10 protein-coding genes are annotated in these 16,896 nt (G+C 61.2%); 8 read left to right on the top strand and 2 right to left on the bottom strand.

The window, feature by feature from the left end:
- The first annotated feature begins 167 nt into the window (after window positions 1-167).
- Genes CIW50_RS21820 through CIW50_RS21835 form a run of 4 tightly spaced genes read left to right on the top strand, consistent with a single transcriptional unit; the run spans window position 168 to window position 4,680 of the window.
- Complete coding sequence (locus CIW50_RS21820) at window positions 168-1,184, top strand: amino acid ABC transporter substrate-binding protein (protein WP_149533274.1); 1,017 nt, start codon at window positions 168-170, stop codon at window positions 1,182-1,184.
- A gap of 14 nt (window positions 1,185-1,198) precedes the next feature.
- The gene (locus tag CIW50_RS21825) at window positions 1,199-2,410 is read left to right on the top strand and encodes an amino acid ABC transporter permease (RefSeq protein WP_149533275.1); all 1,212 of its coding nucleotides are present in this window, start codon (window positions 1,199-1,201) and stop codon (window positions 2,408-2,410) included.
- Complete coding sequence (locus CIW50_RS21830; RefSeq protein ID WP_149533276.1) at window positions 2,407-3,927, top strand: amino acid ABC transporter permease; 1,521 nt, start codon at window positions 2,407-2,409, stop codon at window positions 3,925-3,927. The genes CIW50_RS21825 and CIW50_RS21830 overlap by 4 nt, the downstream gene beginning before the upstream one ends.
- A gap of 6 nt (window positions 3,928-3,933) precedes the next feature.
- The gene (locus CIW50_RS21835) at window positions 3,934-4,680 is read left to right on the top strand and encodes an amino acid ABC transporter ATP-binding protein (protein ID WP_149533277.1); all 747 of its coding nucleotides are present in this window, start codon (window positions 3,934-3,936) and stop codon (window positions 4,678-4,680) included.
- A gap of 10 nt (window positions 4,681-4,690) precedes the next feature.
- Here the strand turns inward: CIW50_RS21835 and CIW50_RS21840 are convergent, their stop codons facing one another.
- Together CIW50_RS21840 and CIW50_RS21845 are read right to left on the bottom strand one after the other, a co-directional pair.
- Window positions 4,691-5,731 (bottom strand): cysteine synthase A, encoded by a 1,041-nt coding sequence (locus CIW50_RS21840; RefSeq protein ID WP_149533278.1) that lies wholly within the window; start codon window positions 5,729-5,731, stop codon window positions 4,691-4,693.
- Window positions 5,732-5,856: 125 nt separating this feature from the next.
- Window positions 5,857-7,086, bottom strand: coding sequence for an SAM-dependent methyltransferase (locus CIW50_RS21845; RefSeq protein ID WP_149533279.1), 1,230 nt, complete (start codon window positions 7,084-7,086; stop codon window positions 5,857-5,859).
- Between the two features lie 695 nt (window positions 7,087-7,781).
- Here CIW50_RS21845 and CIW50_RS21850 point away from each other — a divergent pair.
- Genes CIW50_RS21850 through CIW50_RS21865 form a run of 4 tightly spaced genes read left to right on the top strand, consistent with a single transcriptional unit; the run spans window position 7,782 to window position 16,891 of the window.
- Window positions 7,782-9,218 (top strand): efflux transporter outer membrane subunit, encoded by a 1,437-nt coding sequence (locus tag CIW50_RS21850; RefSeq protein WP_502707526.1) that lies wholly within the window; start codon window positions 7,782-7,784, stop codon window positions 9,216-9,218.
- Window positions 9,208-10,602: an efflux RND transporter periplasmic adaptor subunit gene (locus CIW50_RS21855; protein ID WP_149533281.1), complete on the top strand. Its 1,395-nt coding sequence runs from the start codon at window positions 9,208-9,210 to the stop codon at window positions 10,600-10,602. The genes CIW50_RS21850 and CIW50_RS21855 overlap by 11 nt, the downstream gene beginning before the upstream one ends.
- A 56-nt stretch (window positions 10,603-10,658) precedes the next feature.
- Window positions 10,659-13,781, top strand: a complete 3,123-nt coding sequence (locus tag CIW50_RS21860; protein ID WP_149533282.1) for an efflux RND transporter permease subunit — start codon at window positions 10,659-10,661, stop codon at window positions 13,779-13,781.
- Between the two features lie 32 nt (window positions 13,782-13,813).
- On the top strand, window positions 13,814-16,891 hold the full coding sequence (locus CIW50_RS21865) for an efflux RND transporter permease subunit (protein ID WP_149533332.1): 3,078 nt from the start codon (window positions 13,814-13,816) through the stop codon (window positions 16,889-16,891).
- The last annotated feature ends 5 nt before the right edge of the window (window positions 16,892-16,896 follow it).

Below are 16,896 nucleotides of genomic sequence, written 5' to 3' on the forward strand. Positions count from 1 at the left end.
TGCCGCGAATCCGGTGATTTCCTGCTGATTCGTGCTGCCGTTTTAGACTGCCTCTGCCGTCGCCAGACTTTCCGGTCGGGGAATTCACGGCTATGGAACTGATCCGTTGGTCCGTCATTCAATTCTTTGCGTCGACCGAGTGTCCTGACGTTCCCAAAGAGGCTTCCATGAAACGCGTGACCTTGATGTTCTCTCTCATTCTTGCCGCCGGATTGACCGCGCAGGGCGCGTTGGCGCAGACGCTCAAGACCGTAAAGGATCGCGGCATGTTGTCCTGCGGCGTCACCCAGGGCCTGCCGGGTTTCTCGGCGCCGGATGACAAAGGCAACTGGGTTGGCTTCGACGTCGACCTGTGTCGCGGCATCGCCGCCGCGATCTTCAACGATGCGACCAAGGTGAAATATGTGCCGCTCTCGGCGAAGGATCGCTTTACTGCCTTGCAGTCCGGCGAGATCGACGTGCTGTCGCGCAACACCACCTGGACGCTGTCGCGCGATACGTCGCTTGGCGTGAACTTCGCCGGCATCAATTACTATGACGGCCAAGGCTTTCTGGTCCGCAAGGCGCTCAAGGTCAACTCGGCGCTTGAGCTCAACAGCGCTTCAATCTGCCTGCAGACCGGCACGACTAACGAACAGAACGTTGCCGACTATTTCAAGGGCAACAACATGAAGTATGAAGTCATCGCGTTCTCGACCGCCGACGAAACCGTCAAGGCTTATGAGTCCGGTCGCTGCGACGTGTTCACCGCCGATATCTCGCAACTTTATGCGGAGCGTTTGAAGCTCACCGTACCAGCCGATCACGCGGTGTTGCCTGAGGTGATTTCCAAGGAGCCGCTTGGCCCGCTGGTGCGCCATGGCGACGATCAGTGGCTGGATGTGGTACGCTGGACGCTGTTCGCGATGATCAATGCGGAGGAGCTCGGCATCACGCAGAAGAACGTCGATGACCAGGCCAAATCCGACAAGCCGGAGCTGAAGCGTATCTTCGGCACCGACGGCAACCTCGGCGAGACGCTGGGCCTCACCAAAGACTGGTTCGCGCGCATCATCAAGGCAACCGGCAATTACGGTGAGGTCTTCGACCGAAATGTCGGCGCCGGCTCCAAGCTTGGCATTTCCCGCGGGTTGAACCAGCTCTGGAACAGGGGCGGCATCCAGTACGCGCCGCCGATCCGCTGAGCGCATCAGCGCCCGTGGCGACATCGAACGAAGCCAGAAAACCGCCGCTGCAACTTGCGGCAAGACTGCGACGCGTGCTGGGCGGGCAGGCGGGCTGGAGCGGCTTCGTGCTTCAGGTCGTGTTCGTCGCGGTCCTGATTTGGATCGGCTATGAGATCGTCGAAAACGCGCGCAGCAATCTGGCCGCGCAGAAGATCGCATCGGGTTTCGGATTCCTGTCAAATACCGCGGGCTTTGCGGTCAGTCAGGCGCTGATTCCGTATTCTGAATCGGACACCTATCTGCAAGTGTTCTTTGTCGGCCTCGTGAACACGCTGGTCGTATCGCTCATCGGCATCTTCTTTGCGACGATCATCGGCTTCATCGTCGGGCTCGGCCGGATGTCGCCGAACTGGCTGCTGGCGCGTATTGCCGGCGGCTACGTCGAACTGATCCGTAACTTGCCGCTGCTGTTCCAGATCCTGTTCTGGTACCTGGCCGTACTCGCGACGCTGCCGCAACCGCGGCAGAGCATCTCGCTACTGGACAGCTTCTTTCTCAGCAATCGTGGTTTTGGTTTGCCGAAGCCGATCGGAACGGATGCGTTCATGCCGTTCGCGATCGCCATCGTTGTCGGGCTCGTCGCGTCATTGCTATTGCACGTCCATGCACGCCGGCAGCTGTTTGCTAAAGGTCGGGTAATGACGATCTGGCCGATGAACTTGGGCTTGCTGGTCGGCTTGCCACTTCTGACAGCGCTCGTACTGGGCAAGCCCGTGACATTCGAGTATCCGGTGCTGAGAGGTTTTAATTTTTCAGGCGGCCTGCGTGTGCTGCCGGAATTCGTCGCGCTGACGCTGGCGCTCTCGACCTATACCGCTGCCTTCATCGCCGAAATCGTGCGCGCGGGAGTCCAGTCGGTACACAAGGGACAGAGCGAAGCCGGCGCATCGCTCGGACTCAGCCGGGGGACAACACTGCGACTGATCGTCGTGCCGCAGGCTATGCGCGTGATTCTGCCGCCGCTGACCAACCAGTATCTCAACCTCACGAAGAATTCGTCGCTGGCTGTTGCCATCGGCTATCCAGATCTCGTTTCGGTATTTGCCGGCACCACGATGAGCCAGACCGGGCAGGCCATCGAGATCATCGCCATCACCATGGCGGTCTATCTCGTGATCTCGCTGATCACGAGCGCTCTCATGAGCGTCTATGGCTGGCGGATATCGCGGAGCATGGGCGCATGAGCGATACCAGCTTCGTTGCAAAAGAACTGATTGCAGAGCGCGCTGCGCCGGTGCGAAGCACGGGTTTCATCGGCTTTGTGCAGACACGGCTGCTGAATTCATCGACCAATATTCTGCTGACTGTCGTCAGCCTGTTGCTGCTGTGGCTCACCATCGTCCCCACGATCAAATTTCTGCTGATCGATGCCGTCTGGCAAGGGCAAGATCGGACGGCCTGCCTGCCGGAAAATGCTGGTCACATCGTTGGTGCTTGTTGGCCGTTCGTACAGGCCAAGTTCACGCAGTTCATCTACGGCTTTTATCCCGAGCCGGAACGCTGGCGCGTTAACCTGACATTCCTGCTTGGTGCATTGTTGCTGCTGCCGCTGCTGATCCCGCGTCTGCCGGCGAAGAGCGTGAATGCCGGACTATTCTTCCTTGCCTTCCCCGTTGTGGCGTTCTTCCTGCTGTATGGCGGTGGCATCAATGGCTTCGGGATCAGTTGGGCGGCGGATTGTCTGTCGAGCGTCGCGGTCCACATCACGGGTGTCGGCCGCTGGCTCAGGGGCGAAGGCATTCTGTCCGATGTTGCCGTCATCGGCTATCCACTTGCGTTGATAGGCAGCGGCATCGCGGCCTTCGGCGACGGCCTGCAACTCGTCGCGCTACCGTTTGAATGGCTGCGCAATGAGGGGGGCAATCACGGCCAGCCTGTTTGGTTCGAACTGACGGCAACCGCCGTCATTGTCTCGCTGTTCATCTTCCTGTTGAACGGCCATTTGCGTAGTGGCTGGCGTGCGCTGGCCAGCAGTATCTCCATCTTCGCTGGTATCGCCGCCGTCATCGCATTGCTGCGGCTCGATCGAGGCGGATTGCCGGTCGTCGATACGCGGCTCTGGGGCGGCTTGCTGGTGACGCTGGTGGTGTCGATCACCGGGATCGTCACTTCGATGCCAGTTGGTATCGCGCTGGCACTCGGCCGCCGCTCCACGATTCCGCTAATACGGCTGTTCTCCATCGCGTTTATCGAGTTCTGGCGTGGCGTGCCGTTGATCACGGTGTTGTTTTTCGCGACCTATATGCTGCCGCTGTTCCTGCCCGGCAATTTCACTGTCGATGGTCTGGTGCGCGCGCTGATCGGCATCGCGCTGTTCGCCGGCGCCTACAATGCCGAAGTGATCCGCGGCGGGTTGCAGGCAATCCCGCGCGGGCAGGCGGAGGCGGCGAGTGCGTTGGGCTTGTCCTACTGGAAGACCACGCGGCTGGTGGTGATGCCGCAGGCGCTGCACCATGTCATTCCCGGCCTCGTCAACAGCTTCATCGCGCTGCTGAAGGACACATCGCTGGTATCGATCGTGGCGTTGTTCGATTTGCTTGGCCAGTTGCGCGCATCCTTTGCCGATCCGAACTGGTCGACGCCGACGACCCTGTTCACCGGTTTTGCCTTCACCGGCATCATGTACTTCGTGATGTGCTTCGGCATCTCGCGCTATTCGCTATTCGTCGAGCGTCGGCTCAATGCGCATCGGCGGAGTTGAGGTGATATGTCTGTATCCGTGAATCCCATCGTCTCGATCGCCGGCCTCAATAAATGGTTCGGCGATTTTCACGTGCTTCGCGACATCGAGCTAGCGGTCGGCCGCGGCGAGCGCATCGTGATTTGCGGCCCGTCGGGCTCGGGCAAATCAACGCTGATCCGCTGCATCAATGCGCTGGAAGAGTTTCAGGAAGGCCGGATCACCATCGACGACATCGAACTCGGCCCGAACCTGCGTCGCGTCGACGATATCAGGCGCGATGTCGGGATGGTGTTTCAGAGCTTCAACCTGTTTCCGCACCTGACCGTGCTGGAGAACTGCACTTTGGCGCCGATCTGGGTACGGCATATGCCGAAGAAGGACGCGGATGCTGCGGCGATGAAGTATCTGGAGCGGGTGCGCATTCCGGACAAGGCCCAAGCCTATCCCGGTCAGCTCTCTGGCGGTCAGCAGCAGCGTGTGGCGATCGCGCGGGCGCTGACGATGACACCTAAGGTGATGCTGTTCGACGAGCCGACATCGGCGCTGGACCCGGAAATGGTCAAGGAAGTGCTGGATACGATGGTCGATCTTGCAGGCGAGGGCATGACCATGCTGGTGGTCACCCACGAGATGGGCTTTGCCAGGGAAGTCGCCAGCCGGGTGGTGTTCATGGATGCCGGACAGATCATCGAGGCGAATACACCGGACAAGTTCTTCGCCAATCCGCAGCATGCGCGGACGAAGCTGTTCCTGAGCCAGATTCTCCGCTGAGTTCTGCGCCTCACACCTTCTCGAACGGCACCGAGATATCGCTCTTCTTCTCCAGCCATTCCGGGACAGGCAGTTTTTTGCTGCGCATGAAATCGGGATTGAACAGCTTCGACTGATAGCGGCCGCCGGAGTCGCAGAGGATGGTCACGATGGTATGGCCGGGGCCAAGCTCCTTCGCCAGACGGATCGCGCCGGCGACGTTGATGCCAGTCGAGCCGCCGAGGCACAGGCCTTCGTGCTGCAGGAGGTCATAGATCACGGCGACGGCTTCCTCGTCAGGGATCAGGAAGGCAGTATCGACCTTCGCGGTCTCGATGACCGGCGTCACGCGGCCGATCCCGATGCCTTCCGTGATGGAATCGCCGGGCGTGGACTTGGCTTCGCCATGCTTGAACCAGTTATACATCGCAAAGCCATTTGGATCGGCGCAGGCCGTCACGATGTTGTTGTTCTTCTCCTTCAGGTAGCGGGTTGTGCCGGCTAGCGTGCCACCGGTGCCGACTGCTGAGATGAAGCCATCCACCTTGCCGCTAGTCTGCCCCCAGATCTCGGGACCCGTCGATTCGTAATGGGCTTTGGCGTTGTCGAGATTGTTCCACTGGTCGGCAAACAGCACGCCGCTTGGCGCGGTCTTGCGCAGCTGGTCCGCGAGCCGTCGTCCGACATGCTGATAGTTGTTCGGATTGGCAAACGGCAGTGCCGGTACTTCGATCAGTTCGGCGCCGTTGAGCCGCAGCATATCTTTCTTTTCCTGGCTCTGCGTCTCCGGGATCACGATCAGCGTGCGATAGCCGCGCGCGCTCGCCACCACAGCGAGACCGATACCAGTATTGCCCGCAGTCGCTTCGACAATGAGGCCGCCTGGCTTCAGATCACCGCGCTTCTCGGCTTCAAGGATCATCCATTTGCCGGCGCGATCCTTCACCGACTGGCCTGGATTCATGAATTCGGCCTTGCCCAAGATCGTGCAGCCGGTCAGTTCGGATGCGCGCTTCAGCTTGATCAGAGGCGTATTGCCGATCGCCTCGACGACGTTTTTGTTGAAGGTCATGGTGCTGAAATTCTTCGCTCGGGTTATCGATCTCGCGGCGACCCTAGTAGAGGCCGCAGGGCCAGACAAGGGAAGGGTCCGGCCTCTAGATCTGGTGCCGCAGTGCGGAAAGTCCAGAGCGCGGACTATGGGGCTTTTGCGAATACGACCTGGCGAACGTCGATATTCCCCGACAGGAAACCAGCCTCGCAATAGGCCAGGTAGTATTCCCACAGCCGCCGGAACCGGTCGTCGAAACCGAGCGGCGTCAGGCTCGGCCAGGCCGCACGGAAACTATCTCTCCAGGTGGCCAGTGTTTTGGCATAATCCAGTCCGAAAATGCGCTCCTTGATGATGGGAACACCGTATTTGTCGCCGAGAGATTTCAGGATTTCCGGCGTCGGCAGCATGCCGCCGGGGAAAACGTAGCGCTGAATGAAATCGACCTCGCGCCGATAAGCTTGGAAGAACTTGTCCTGGATCGTGATGGCCTGAATACCTACGAGCCCGCCCGGCAGCAGACGGTCGCGCAATTGTGAGAAATACTGCGGCCAGAACTGCTCGCCGACGGCCTCGATCATCTCGATGGAAGCGATGCGGTCATATTGGCCGCGTTCGTCGCGATAGTCCTGAAACTTGATCTCGACCCTGTCGCCAAGGCCCGCGTCCTGCATCCGCCTGCGTGCGAAATCGCGCTGCTCGGTCGAGATGGTGAGTCCGGTGACATGCGCGCCGTAATGCTTCGCGGCGTATTCGGCAAAGCCACCCCAGCCGCAGCCGATCTCCAATACCCTCTGGCCGGGCTCGAGATCAATCGCTTCTGCAAGCCGGCGATATTTGTTGTTCTGTGCGGCGGTGAGATCCTGCACGCCCTCCTCAAAAATCGCCGACGAATAGGTCATGCTGGAATCGAGCCACGCCGAATAGAACGCGTTGCCGATGTCGTAATGCGCGTAGATGTTTTTGCGTGCCTGCCGCTTGGTATTGCGGTTGAACCAGTGGCGAACGATCTGCACGAAGCGCATCAGCGGATTGTTGCCGAGCATCGCCTGAATCAGATCGTGATTGACGCAAAACAGATACAGGAATTGCGTGAGATCCGGCGTGTCCCATTCGCCATGCAGATAGGCCTCCGCGATACCGATATCGCCGCCATTCACGAGACGCGACGCGAAAGCGTAACTGGTGATCGTCATCTCCGCGGCGGGACCGGGTTCTATGCCGCCGAGGCGGAAACGCCGGCCATCGGGGAGTGTCACGTCGAGCGTGCCGCGACGCAGACGCGAGCCGAAGCCCAATGCCAGCCGGACGATGCGCGGCAGATCGGGCAGCGCGTTGTCGACATTTTCCGGAGTAAGAACGATCAGATCAGACATGTGCAGATCCAGGGGAGTTCGTGGTTCTGTGCCCGAATTCAAGTCGCATGGAAGGACGTGGTCGCCGCTCTTTTGTCGAACAGGATCGCCTTTGTGCGCTGCGAAGTCCGGTCAACGCGCAGCCGATTTTGCAGGAGTATAGACGCGGCTTCGTTTACTCGCCAAGCCGCTAATTTTTAGCATGGCGCGCTTCACGCGGCACGTTTGGCGCTTAACAGCGGTGATGTCCTGTCCGCATCGTCAAGCTGATCGAGATCGATCAACGGGCTCATCGCGCCGTAGCTGAAGCGATTGGACTCATGGGCTTGAGCCGCGCATACGTCACGTTCCGGCGGGGTTCAGAAATGCCGGAATGGCACGGGGGAACGCAGTCCGGGCGTCAGCAATAAATGAACACATGAAATCTTCGTAAGTCCGACTTGCCGGGCGATTCTGTAACGGTCCCAAAATACGGTAATGCCTGGGGAATCTGTGTAAATCCGGTTATTTGCGAGCATCTGACTTTGATGCCACTTGCGCGTTCCGACACGTAAGAACACTGTCCGCAGCACGACGGAGCGGTTAGAATACCGGCTCGTTACATTGACCATGCATCACCCGGTGAACGTGTCTCAGGCTACAACATCCAACGCCCGAAATGTCGGCGCAACGCGCCTGCGGCGGAGCTTTGTCTGGGTGTCCCAGCGGTGAGCCACTTGTTCGCAAGGCTGATCGGACGTTCGGTCCTCGCTTTCGCGGTCATCGCGAGTTCGGCCGGCTGCATCCTGACCAAGGATCTGCCTGATCCAGCCCTCGATATTCCCGAGGGCTATAAAGCGGCACGGCTGGCCAATCCCAACGGCGCCACGCCGACGCTGGACTGGTGGCGCGGCTTTCGTTCCAAGGAACTGACGCAGCTGATGGAAGAGGCCCAGACGGTCAACCTCGATATCGCTGCGGCAACATCGCGAATCATGCAGGCGGACGCGCAGGCCCGAATCACCGGCGCCGCGCTGCTGCCGAGCGTGAGCAGCGGCGGGCAGGAGACCTATTCGCGGACCTCGGGCTCAAGCTCCAGCGGGTTGACCAACGGCGGCCGCGAGGTGGTGACCTATTCGGCCTCGCTCTCGGCCAGTTACGAGATCGATTTCTGGGGCAAGAATCGCGACGCGGCGCTGGCTGCGGAGGAAACCTCGACGGCCAATCGCTTCGACCGCGACGTGGTGGCGCTGACCACTATGGCGGCCGTCGCCAATGCCTATTTCCAGGTGCTGACCTCGCAGGACCGCATTCGCACGGCGGAGCGTAACATCGCCAGCGCGCAACGCATCCTCGATGCGATCAAACAACGCTTTAGTGCCGGTACCGGCACCGATCTCGATGTCGCGCAGCAGGAAAGCGTGCTGGCCAATCAGCGCGCTGCGGTGCCGCCGCTGCGGACCACGCTGGCGCAGAACGTCAATGCGCTCGCGACACTGGTGTCCCGGCCCCCTGAAAGCGTGCGCGTAGCCGGCGGCTCGCTGAACAATATCGCAGCCCCGCGTGTCACGCCCGGTCTGCCATCAGAGCTGTTGACCCAGCGGCCGGATATCCGCCGGCAGGAGGCGCAATTGGCCTCAGCCACGGCTAACGTCGGCAGCGCCAGGGCGCAGTTCTTCCCTTCGATCCAGCTCACCGGCTCGGGAGGTTATCAGAGCGCCGCGCTGGCCTCGCTGTTTCAGCCCAATGCCGCCTTCTTCAGCCTCGTGGGTGGCTTGACCCAGCCGATCTTCGACGGCGGGCGCATCCAGGGCAATTTCGAGCTGACCCAGGCGCGGCAGGACGAATTGCTGCAGACCTACCGCAAGACGGTCGTGCAATCCTTCGCCGACGTGGACAACGCGCTGGTCGCGATTCGCCAGACCACCGAGCGGCTGCGGCTGCAGCGCGAGGTGGTTCGAGCGTCCCGGCGGGCCTTCGAGCTATCCGAGCAGCAATTGCGCGCCGGAACCGCTGACATCGTAACTGTGCTAAACACCCAGCTGACACTGTTCCAGGCGGAAGATGTCCTGTCGCAGGCGCAACTGGCGCGGCTGCAGGCGATCGTCAGCCTCTATCAGGCGCTGGGGGGCGGCTGGGAGCCGAAAATGGAAAGACCGGTCAATGCTCTTTAAGCCGGAGTTGAAAGAGGCCGCGAAAGCGACGGACGACGGTGTCGCCAAGGTCGCCGGCAAGGCGCGCCGCCGTACTGTGTCGATCGCTGTGACGCTGCTGATCCTCGGCGGGCTCGGCTATATCGGTTGGAACGCTTTTCAGCAGCGTCAGACCGCCAGCCGCGGCGGCTTCCGTCCGGACATGATGACCGTGCCGGTGCTGGCAGCGACGCCGAAGATCCAGGACGTGCCGGTCTATCTCGATGGCGTCGGCTCGGTGAAGGCCTTGAACAACGTCACCGTGCGCGCACAGGTCGACGGCAAGCTGATCAAGGTCAATTTCAAGGAAGGCCAGGACGTCAAGGCCGGCGATGTGCTCGGCGAGATTGACCCGGTCCTCTACAAGGCGCTGTACGATCAGGCTGTTGCCAAGAAGGCGCAGGACGAGGCGACGCTGGCCAATGCGCGGCTCGACCTGATCCGCTACCAGCAGCTCGCAACGTCAAACGCCGGTTCCAAGCAGCAGGCCGACACCCAGAAGTCGCTCGTCGCCCAGCAGGAGGCGCTGGTGAATGCCGATCAGGCCGCGATCGACAATGCCGCCGCAACGCTGAGCTACACCAAGATCATCGCGCCGCTCTCCGGCCGCGCCGGCCTGCGTCAGGTCGATCAGGGCAACATCATCCACGCCTCCGATACCACGGGACTCGTGGTGATTACGCAGCTGCAGCCTATCGCAGTACTGTTCAGTCTGCCGCAGCAGCAGATCGTTCGCGCCAATGCCGCTGCTGCCAAGGGCACGCTGATGGTCGATGTATTCGGCAATGACGGCGTGACCGTCATCGATACCGGTACGCTCACCGGCATCGACAATCAGGTCGATACAACCACCGGCACGGTGAAGCTGAAGGCCGAATTCCCGAACCCGAATTATCAGCTCTGGCCTGGCCAGTTCGTCAATGTGCGGCTGAAGGTCGAGACGCTGAAGGATGCGATGGTGGTGCCGACCTCGGCCGTGCAACGCGGTCCCGCTGGCACGTTCAGTTACGTGATCGAGGAGGGCGACATCGTCAAGGCGGTGCCGGTCACCGTTACGCAGCAGAACGAGACCACGGCCGTCATCGCCAAGGGCCTGTCGCCGACCCAGCGTGTTGTCACAACGGGCTTTGCCAATCTCGCGGAGGGATCGAAAGTGTCAGTCGGCACCAACGATCAGGAGCCGACCGCTGATCTCGCGCCACGCAAGCGGGGAGGTAGCAAGGGCAACGATGCTGGCGAGCGTCGGGGCAAGCGCGGTCAGAATTCAGGCGGCGCGGGCGGTCAAGGCAATCCGCAGGCGCCGATCGGTCAGACACCGCCCGCAGAAGGTCCGGCGGCCACGCCTTCGGGAGCGAAGCAGCCATGACGCCTGAACGATCGATCGCCTGAGTTGATGAATTCGATACCAAAGAGCGCACAGTCATGAGCGTCTCGGAACCCTTTATCCGCCGGCCTATCGCGACGTCGCTGCTCGGCATCGCGCTGCTGATCGGTGGTGCGCTCGGCTATTTCGCACTGCCAGTATCGGCTCTGCCGCAGGTCGATTTCCCGACGGTGCAGGTCTCGACGCAATTGCCGGGCGCCAGCCCCGAAGTCACCGCGTCACTGATCACCGCGCCGCTAGAGCGGCAGCTCGGACAGATACCGTCGTTGTCGTCGATGACGTCGACCAGTTCGTTTGGCGTCAGCCAAATCTCGCTGCAATTTGATCTCAACCGCGACATCGATGGCGCCACCCAGGACGTGCAGGCGGCTATCAATGCCGCCGCCGGCGTGCTGCCGAAGAACCTGCCGTATCCGCCGGTTTACGCGAAGGTCAATCCGGCAGACGCGCCCGTGATGACGCTGGCGCTGACCTCGGACACCATCTCGTTGCGCTCCATGAGCGATCTGTCCGATACGCTGCTGGCGCAACGTCTCAGCCAGATTACCGGGGTCGGCAAGGTTGCCGTGCTCGGCGGCTTGAAGCCGGCCGTGCGCGTGCAGGCCGATCTGGCGCGACTCGCGGCCTATGGCATCGCGATGGAAGATCTGCGCACGGCGATTGCGGGCGCCAATGTGTCGGGGCCCAAAGGTTCGCTCGATGGTGCGCAGCAGGCCTACACGATCGCGGCCAACGACCAGATTGCCGCGGCGGACCAGTATCGCCCGATTATCATCGCCTACCGCAACGGGGCGCCGGTCACCATCGGCGATATCGCGCAGATCGTCGACGGTCTGGAAAACGACCGCACCGGCGGCTGGTATCAAGGCACGCCGGCGGTCATTATCGAAATCCAGCGTCAGCCCGGTGCTAATGTCATCGAGGTCGTCCGCCAGATCCGGGAAGAAATTCCGAAGGTGCAGCGGTCGATGCCGGCCGGCGTCAAGCTCACCATCGTTAGCGACCGTACGGTGACGATTCGTGCTTCCGTACATGACGTACAATTCACGCTGGTACTATCGGTCATCCTCGTGACTTTGGTGGTGCTGCTGTTCCTTCGGTCGTTGCGTGCAACGCTGATTGCCGGCGTGGCGCTACCGCTGTCTCTGATCACGTCCTTCGGCGTGATGTATTTTGCCGGCTTCAGCCTCGACAATCTCTCGCTGATGGCGCTGACCATCGGCACAGGCTTCGTCGTCGACGACGCCATCGTGATGATCGAGAACATCGTCCGTCACATGGAAGAGGGCGAGAGCCCGATGGAAGCGGCGCTAGCGGGCGCGAAGGAAATTGGTTTCACGGTGATCTCGCTGACGGTGTCGCTGATCGCGGTGTTTATCCCGCTGTTATTCATGTCGGGTCTTGTGGGCCGCATGTTCCGTGAATTCGCGATGACGCTGACCATCGCCGTGGTGATGTCCGCCGTGGTGTCGCTGACGCTGACACCGATGATGTGCTCGCGGCTGCTGAAACACACCAAGGACGAATGGCAGGTGCCGGGTCTGGGAGCTGTTAGCCGCTTCATCGACCGAATGGTGGCCTTCTATCATCGCACGCTGTTGTGGGTGTTGCAGCATCAGCCAGCGACGCTGGTGGTCACGTTCCTGACCATCGTTGCAACGCTGGGCCTCTATGTTATCGCCCCCAAGGGCTTCCTGCCGCTGCAGGACACCGCCTCTATCACAGCAGTGACCGAGGCCGGTGCCGACGTGTCTTTCACTGAGATGCAGAGCCGGCAGAACGCGGCGGCGGCAGTAATCCAGGCCGATCCGGATGTGACCGGAATCATCTCGGTGATCGGCGGCGGCTCGGTCAATCCCACCACCAATGTCGGTCGGCTGGTGATGTCCCTGAAGCCGCGCGGCGAGCGCAAGGATGACATGAATGCCGTGATCGCGCGGCTCAAGGATCGCGTCGCGGCGATCCCGGGCATGACCGTGTATTTCCAGCCCGTGCAGGATATCCAGATCAGCACGCAAGCGAGCCGTTCGCAGTATCAATATACGCTGACAGGGACCGACGCGGCCCAGGTGACCGAATGGTCGCAGAAGCTGGTCGCCGAATTGCGCCGCGATCCGATGTTCCGCGATGTGTCCTCGGAAGCGCAAATCGGCGGATTGCGGGCATCGCTCGATATCAATCGGCAGCGCGCCGGCCAACTTGGTGTCAACCTGCAGGGCGTCACCGACACTCTGAATGATGCCTTCGCGCAGCGCCAGATTTCGACGATCTACGGTCAGGCCAATCAATACCGCGTCGTGCTGGAAGCATTGCCGTCGCAGCAGCGCGATCCCGATGTACTGTCAAAATTGTATCTGCCCGGCGTGGCCGGCGCGCAGGTGCCGCTGTCTGCCGTAGCTACGTTGACGCGGACTACGGCGCCACTGGCGATCTCGCATCAGGCGCAATTTCCCGCGATCTCGCTCAGCTTCAATCTCGCACCGAACGAGGCGCTTGGTGACGCGGTTGAGGAAGTCAAAAAGATCGAAACCCGGATCGGCATGCCGACCAGCATTGTCGGGATGTTCTCTGGCGATGCCGCGGAATTCTCCAAATCGCTGTCCGGGCAGCCATGGCTGATCCTCGCTGCACTGGTGACGATCTATATCGTGCTCGGCGTGCTCTATGAAAGCTACATCCACCCGATCACCATTCTCTCGACGCTGCCATCGGCTGGCGTCGGTGCTATCCTCGCGCTGATGCTGACCGGACAGGACCTGTCCGTCATTGGCTTGATAGGCATCATCCTCCTGATGGGCATCGTCAAGAAGAACGCGATCATGATGATCGATTTTGCGCTGGATGCCGAACGCAATCGCGGCATGGCACCGGAAGCGGCGATCGTCGAAGCCTGTCTGCTGCGGTTCCGGCCCATCATGATGACGACGTTGGCAGCATTGTTTGGTGCGTTGCCGCTGGCGATCGAAAGCGGCACCGGCGCAGAGCTGCGTTTCCCGCTCGGTGTGTCGATCATCGGCGGTCTGCTGCTCAGCCAGATCCTGACGCTCTACACCACGCCGGTAATCTATCTGGCGCTGGATCGCATCAATCGCCGGTTCGAGAAGAGTGCACCGCCCGTCGCGGGTGCAGCCGGAGCGGCGGGAGCAGGGGGGCCGCCCTAGTGGCCTCTATCTCCATCTCAGCGCCATTCATCATGCGGCCGGTCGGTACCACGTTGCTGGCGATCGGACTGTTTCTTCTCGGTGTCGTCGCCTATCACTTCCTGCCCGTCGCTGCGACGCCCAACGTCGATTTCCCGATGATCCGCGTGCAGGCGTCGCGGCCAGGCGCTGATCCGTCGATCATGGCGGCAACCGTTGCTGCGCCGCTGGAACGACGACTGGGCATCATTGCCGGTCTGGATCAGATCACCTCGACAAGCTCCTTGGGCTCGACGAGCATTCAGCTGCAATTCGCGATCGGCCGCGACGTTGATCGCGCCGCGCGTGACGTCCAGGCTGCCATCAATGCGTCGATGGCCGATCTGCCGACCGATCTTCCGACACTGCCGACGTTCCGCAAGGCTAACCCGTCCGCCGCGCCTGTCTTCATTCTCGCTTTGACGTCGCCAACGATGTCTGCGTCCGCGATCTACGACGTCGCCGACACCGTGATCGTACAGCGGCTGTCGCAGGTGCCGGGGGTCGGCGAAGTCACGGCCAGCGGCGCTGACCAGCCCGCGGTGCGCATCCAGCTCAATCCGGTCGCGTTGTCGAATGCCGGGATTGCCACCGACGACGTGCGCACCGCGATCGTCAATGCCAATCCGCTTGGTCCTGTCGGCATCTTCCAGGGATCGCGGCAGAGCGAGACGATCTCGATGAATCCGCAGATGCGCACGGCGGAAGAGTTTCGCGAGATCATCGTCAAGAGTTCGAACGGCAACTATCTGCGGCTGTCTGATGTCGCCGATGTTCAGGATGCGACGCGCAACAGCCGCTCGGTTGCCTGGTTCAACAAGCAACCGGCGGTGCTGATCCAGATCACCAAACAGGGCGACGCCAACGTCATCGAAACGGTCGATCGCGTGAAAGCGCTGATCCCCGATCTGAAACAATGGATTCCTGCCGGGATCGAGATTTCTGTTCTGACCGATCGTACTGGCACCATTCGCGCTTCGGTCGAAGACATGGAGTGGACGCTGTTCGCCACAGCCGTGTTGGTGATGGCCGTGGTGTTCCTGTTCCTGCGTCGCGGCACCCCAACCATCGCGGCCGGCGTTTCGGTGCCGCTGGCGCTGGCGGGCACCTGCGTTGGCATGTGGCTGGCCGGCTTCTCGATCAACAATCTGTCGCTGATGGCGCTGGCGATCTCTGTCGGCTTTGTGGTCGATGACGCCATCGTCATGATCGAGAACATGTACCGCAATCTCGAAGAGGGCATGGCGCCGATGCAGGCGGCGCTCGCTGGCGCCAGGCAGATCGGCTTCACGGTGCTGTCAATCAGCCTGTCGCTGGTCGCGGCCTTCATCCCGCTGATCTTCATGGACGGTCTGGTCGGCCGATTGCTGCGCGAATTCTCGTTGACGCTGACATTCTCGATTATCGTCTCGACGCTGGTGTCACTGACGGTGACACCGATGATTTGCGCACAGTATATCAAGAGCGGTCTGTCGAGCACCGAAACCCGTTTCGACCGCATTGTCGAAGGCACACTGTCACGCATCGTGGCGTTCTATGAACGCACCCTGCATGTGGTGCTGGGTTTTCCATTCCTGACGCTGGTGGTATTCTTCGCCACCATCGCGCTGACGGTCACACTCTACATCAAGACGCCGAAAGGTTTTTTCCCGAACGACGACAGCGGCTTCGTCATCGGTGCGACGCGCGCATCGGCTGATGTTTCGTTTCAGGCGATGCTCGGACTGCAACAGCATCTGGCTGATCTCGTGCTGGCCGATCCGGGTGTGGCCAGTATTGGGTCGTCGCTTGGCGGCACGGGCGGGCCGGGCGGCGGCGGTGCCAATCGGGGCACCATGTTTATCGCCTTGAAACCGCCGGAAGAGCGTAACGGAGCTTCGACCGAAGACGTCATTAACCGGCTGCGTCCGAAACTCAGCGCGGTCCCCGGTATCCGACTGTTCATGTTCGCCGCACAGGATCTGCGCGCGGGTGGACGCCAGAGCGACTCCAACTACCAATACACCCTGACCTCGACCAATCTCGATCTCCTGCAGAAATGGGCGCCGCTGGTCGGCAAACGGCTGGAGAGCGTCGAGGGGATCACTGACGTGTCGAGTGATCGCGATCCCGGCGGATTGCAGCTCACGCTGAATATCGACCGCAAGATGGCGTCGAGCCTCGGCGTCGATGTTCAGGACATTGACAACGCGCTCAACAATGCGTTTTCGCAGCGGCAGATATCGACGATCTACACCCAACGCAACCAGTACAAGGTGGTGCTGGAAATCGATCAGAAATTCCAGAACGATCCATCCGACCTCGATCGCATCTATGTTGCCGGCGCCAATGGTGCGCAGGTCCCGCTGTCGGCGGTGGTGCGGATGTCGCGCACGTTGTCGGCGCTGGCGGTGTTCCACTCGCAGGGTTTCCCGTCGACGACGGTGTCGTTCAACACGCTGCCCGGCGTGCAGCTCGATGCCGTGACCGGCAACATCCAGCGCGCGGTCGACGAGCTGCATATGCCGGAAGGCATTCGCGGCGGCTTCGATGGCAATGCCGGTGACTTCAGCAAGACGACGGGGCGGCAGCCACTACTGATCCTCGGCGCGCTGATCGCGATGTATATCGTGCTGGGCGTGCTCTATGAGAGCCTGGTGCATCCTCTGACCATCATCTCGACGCTGCCCTCGGCGGGACTCGGCGCGCTGCTGGCGTTGCAGATCACCAACACGCCGCTGACCGTGATCGCCTTCGTCGGCATCATTCTCCTCATCGGCATCGTCAAGAAGAACGGAATCATGATGGTCGATTTCGCCATCGAGGCGGAGCGGCATCGCGGCCTGTCGCCGGCCGAAGCCATCTTCGAGGCCTGCACCGTGCGTTTCCGCCCGATCCTGATGACCTCGTTGGCGGCGGTATTCGCGGCCATCCCGTTGGTGATCGCTACCGGGCCGGGCACCGAGCTGCGGCGGCCGCTGGGCATCACCATCATTGGCGGGCTGTTCGTCTCGCAGGTACTGACGCTCTACACGACGCCAGTGATCTACCTCCTGATCGACCGGTTGCGTAACCGCTTCCGCCCGGCACCGCTGCCAGCCCCGGCCGAATAGCCATA

Source organism: Tardiphaga sp. P9-11 (genome assembly GCF_008329525.1).
Lineage (GTDB): Bacteria > Pseudomonadota > Alphaproteobacteria > Rhizobiales > Xanthobacteraceae > Tardiphaga.

Coding starts and splice junctions, on each gene's coding strand:
- CIW50_RS21820 (WP_149533274.1), top strand. CDS start 168: ATGAAACGCGTGACCTTGATGTTCTCTCTCATTCTTGCCGCCGGATTG.
- CIW50_RS21830 (WP_149533276.1), top strand. CDS start 2,407: ATGAGCGATACCAGCTTCGTTGCAAAAGAACTGATTGCAGAGCGCGCT.
- CIW50_RS21835 (WP_149533277.1), top strand. CDS start 3,934: ATGTCTGTATCCGTGAATCCCATCGTCTCGATCGCCGGCCTCAATAAA.
- CIW50_RS21840 (WP_149533278.1), bottom strand. CDS start 5,731: ATGACCTTCAACAAAAACGTCGTCGAGGCGATCGGCAATACGCCTCTG.
- CIW50_RS21845 (WP_149533279.1), bottom strand. CDS start 7,086: ATGTCTGATCTGATCGTTCTTACTCCGGAAAATGTCGACAACGCGCTG.
- CIW50_RS21855 (WP_149533281.1), top strand. CDS start 9,208: ATGCTCTTTAAGCCGGAGTTGAAAGAGGCCGCGAAAGCGACGGACGAC.
- CIW50_RS21860 (WP_149533282.1), top strand. CDS start 10,659: ATGAGCGTCTCGGAACCCTTTATCCGCCGGCCTATCGCGACGTCGCTG.
- CIW50_RS21865 (WP_149533332.1), top strand. CDS start 13,814: ATGCGGCCGGTCGGTACCACGTTGCTGGCGATCGGACTGTTTCTTCTC.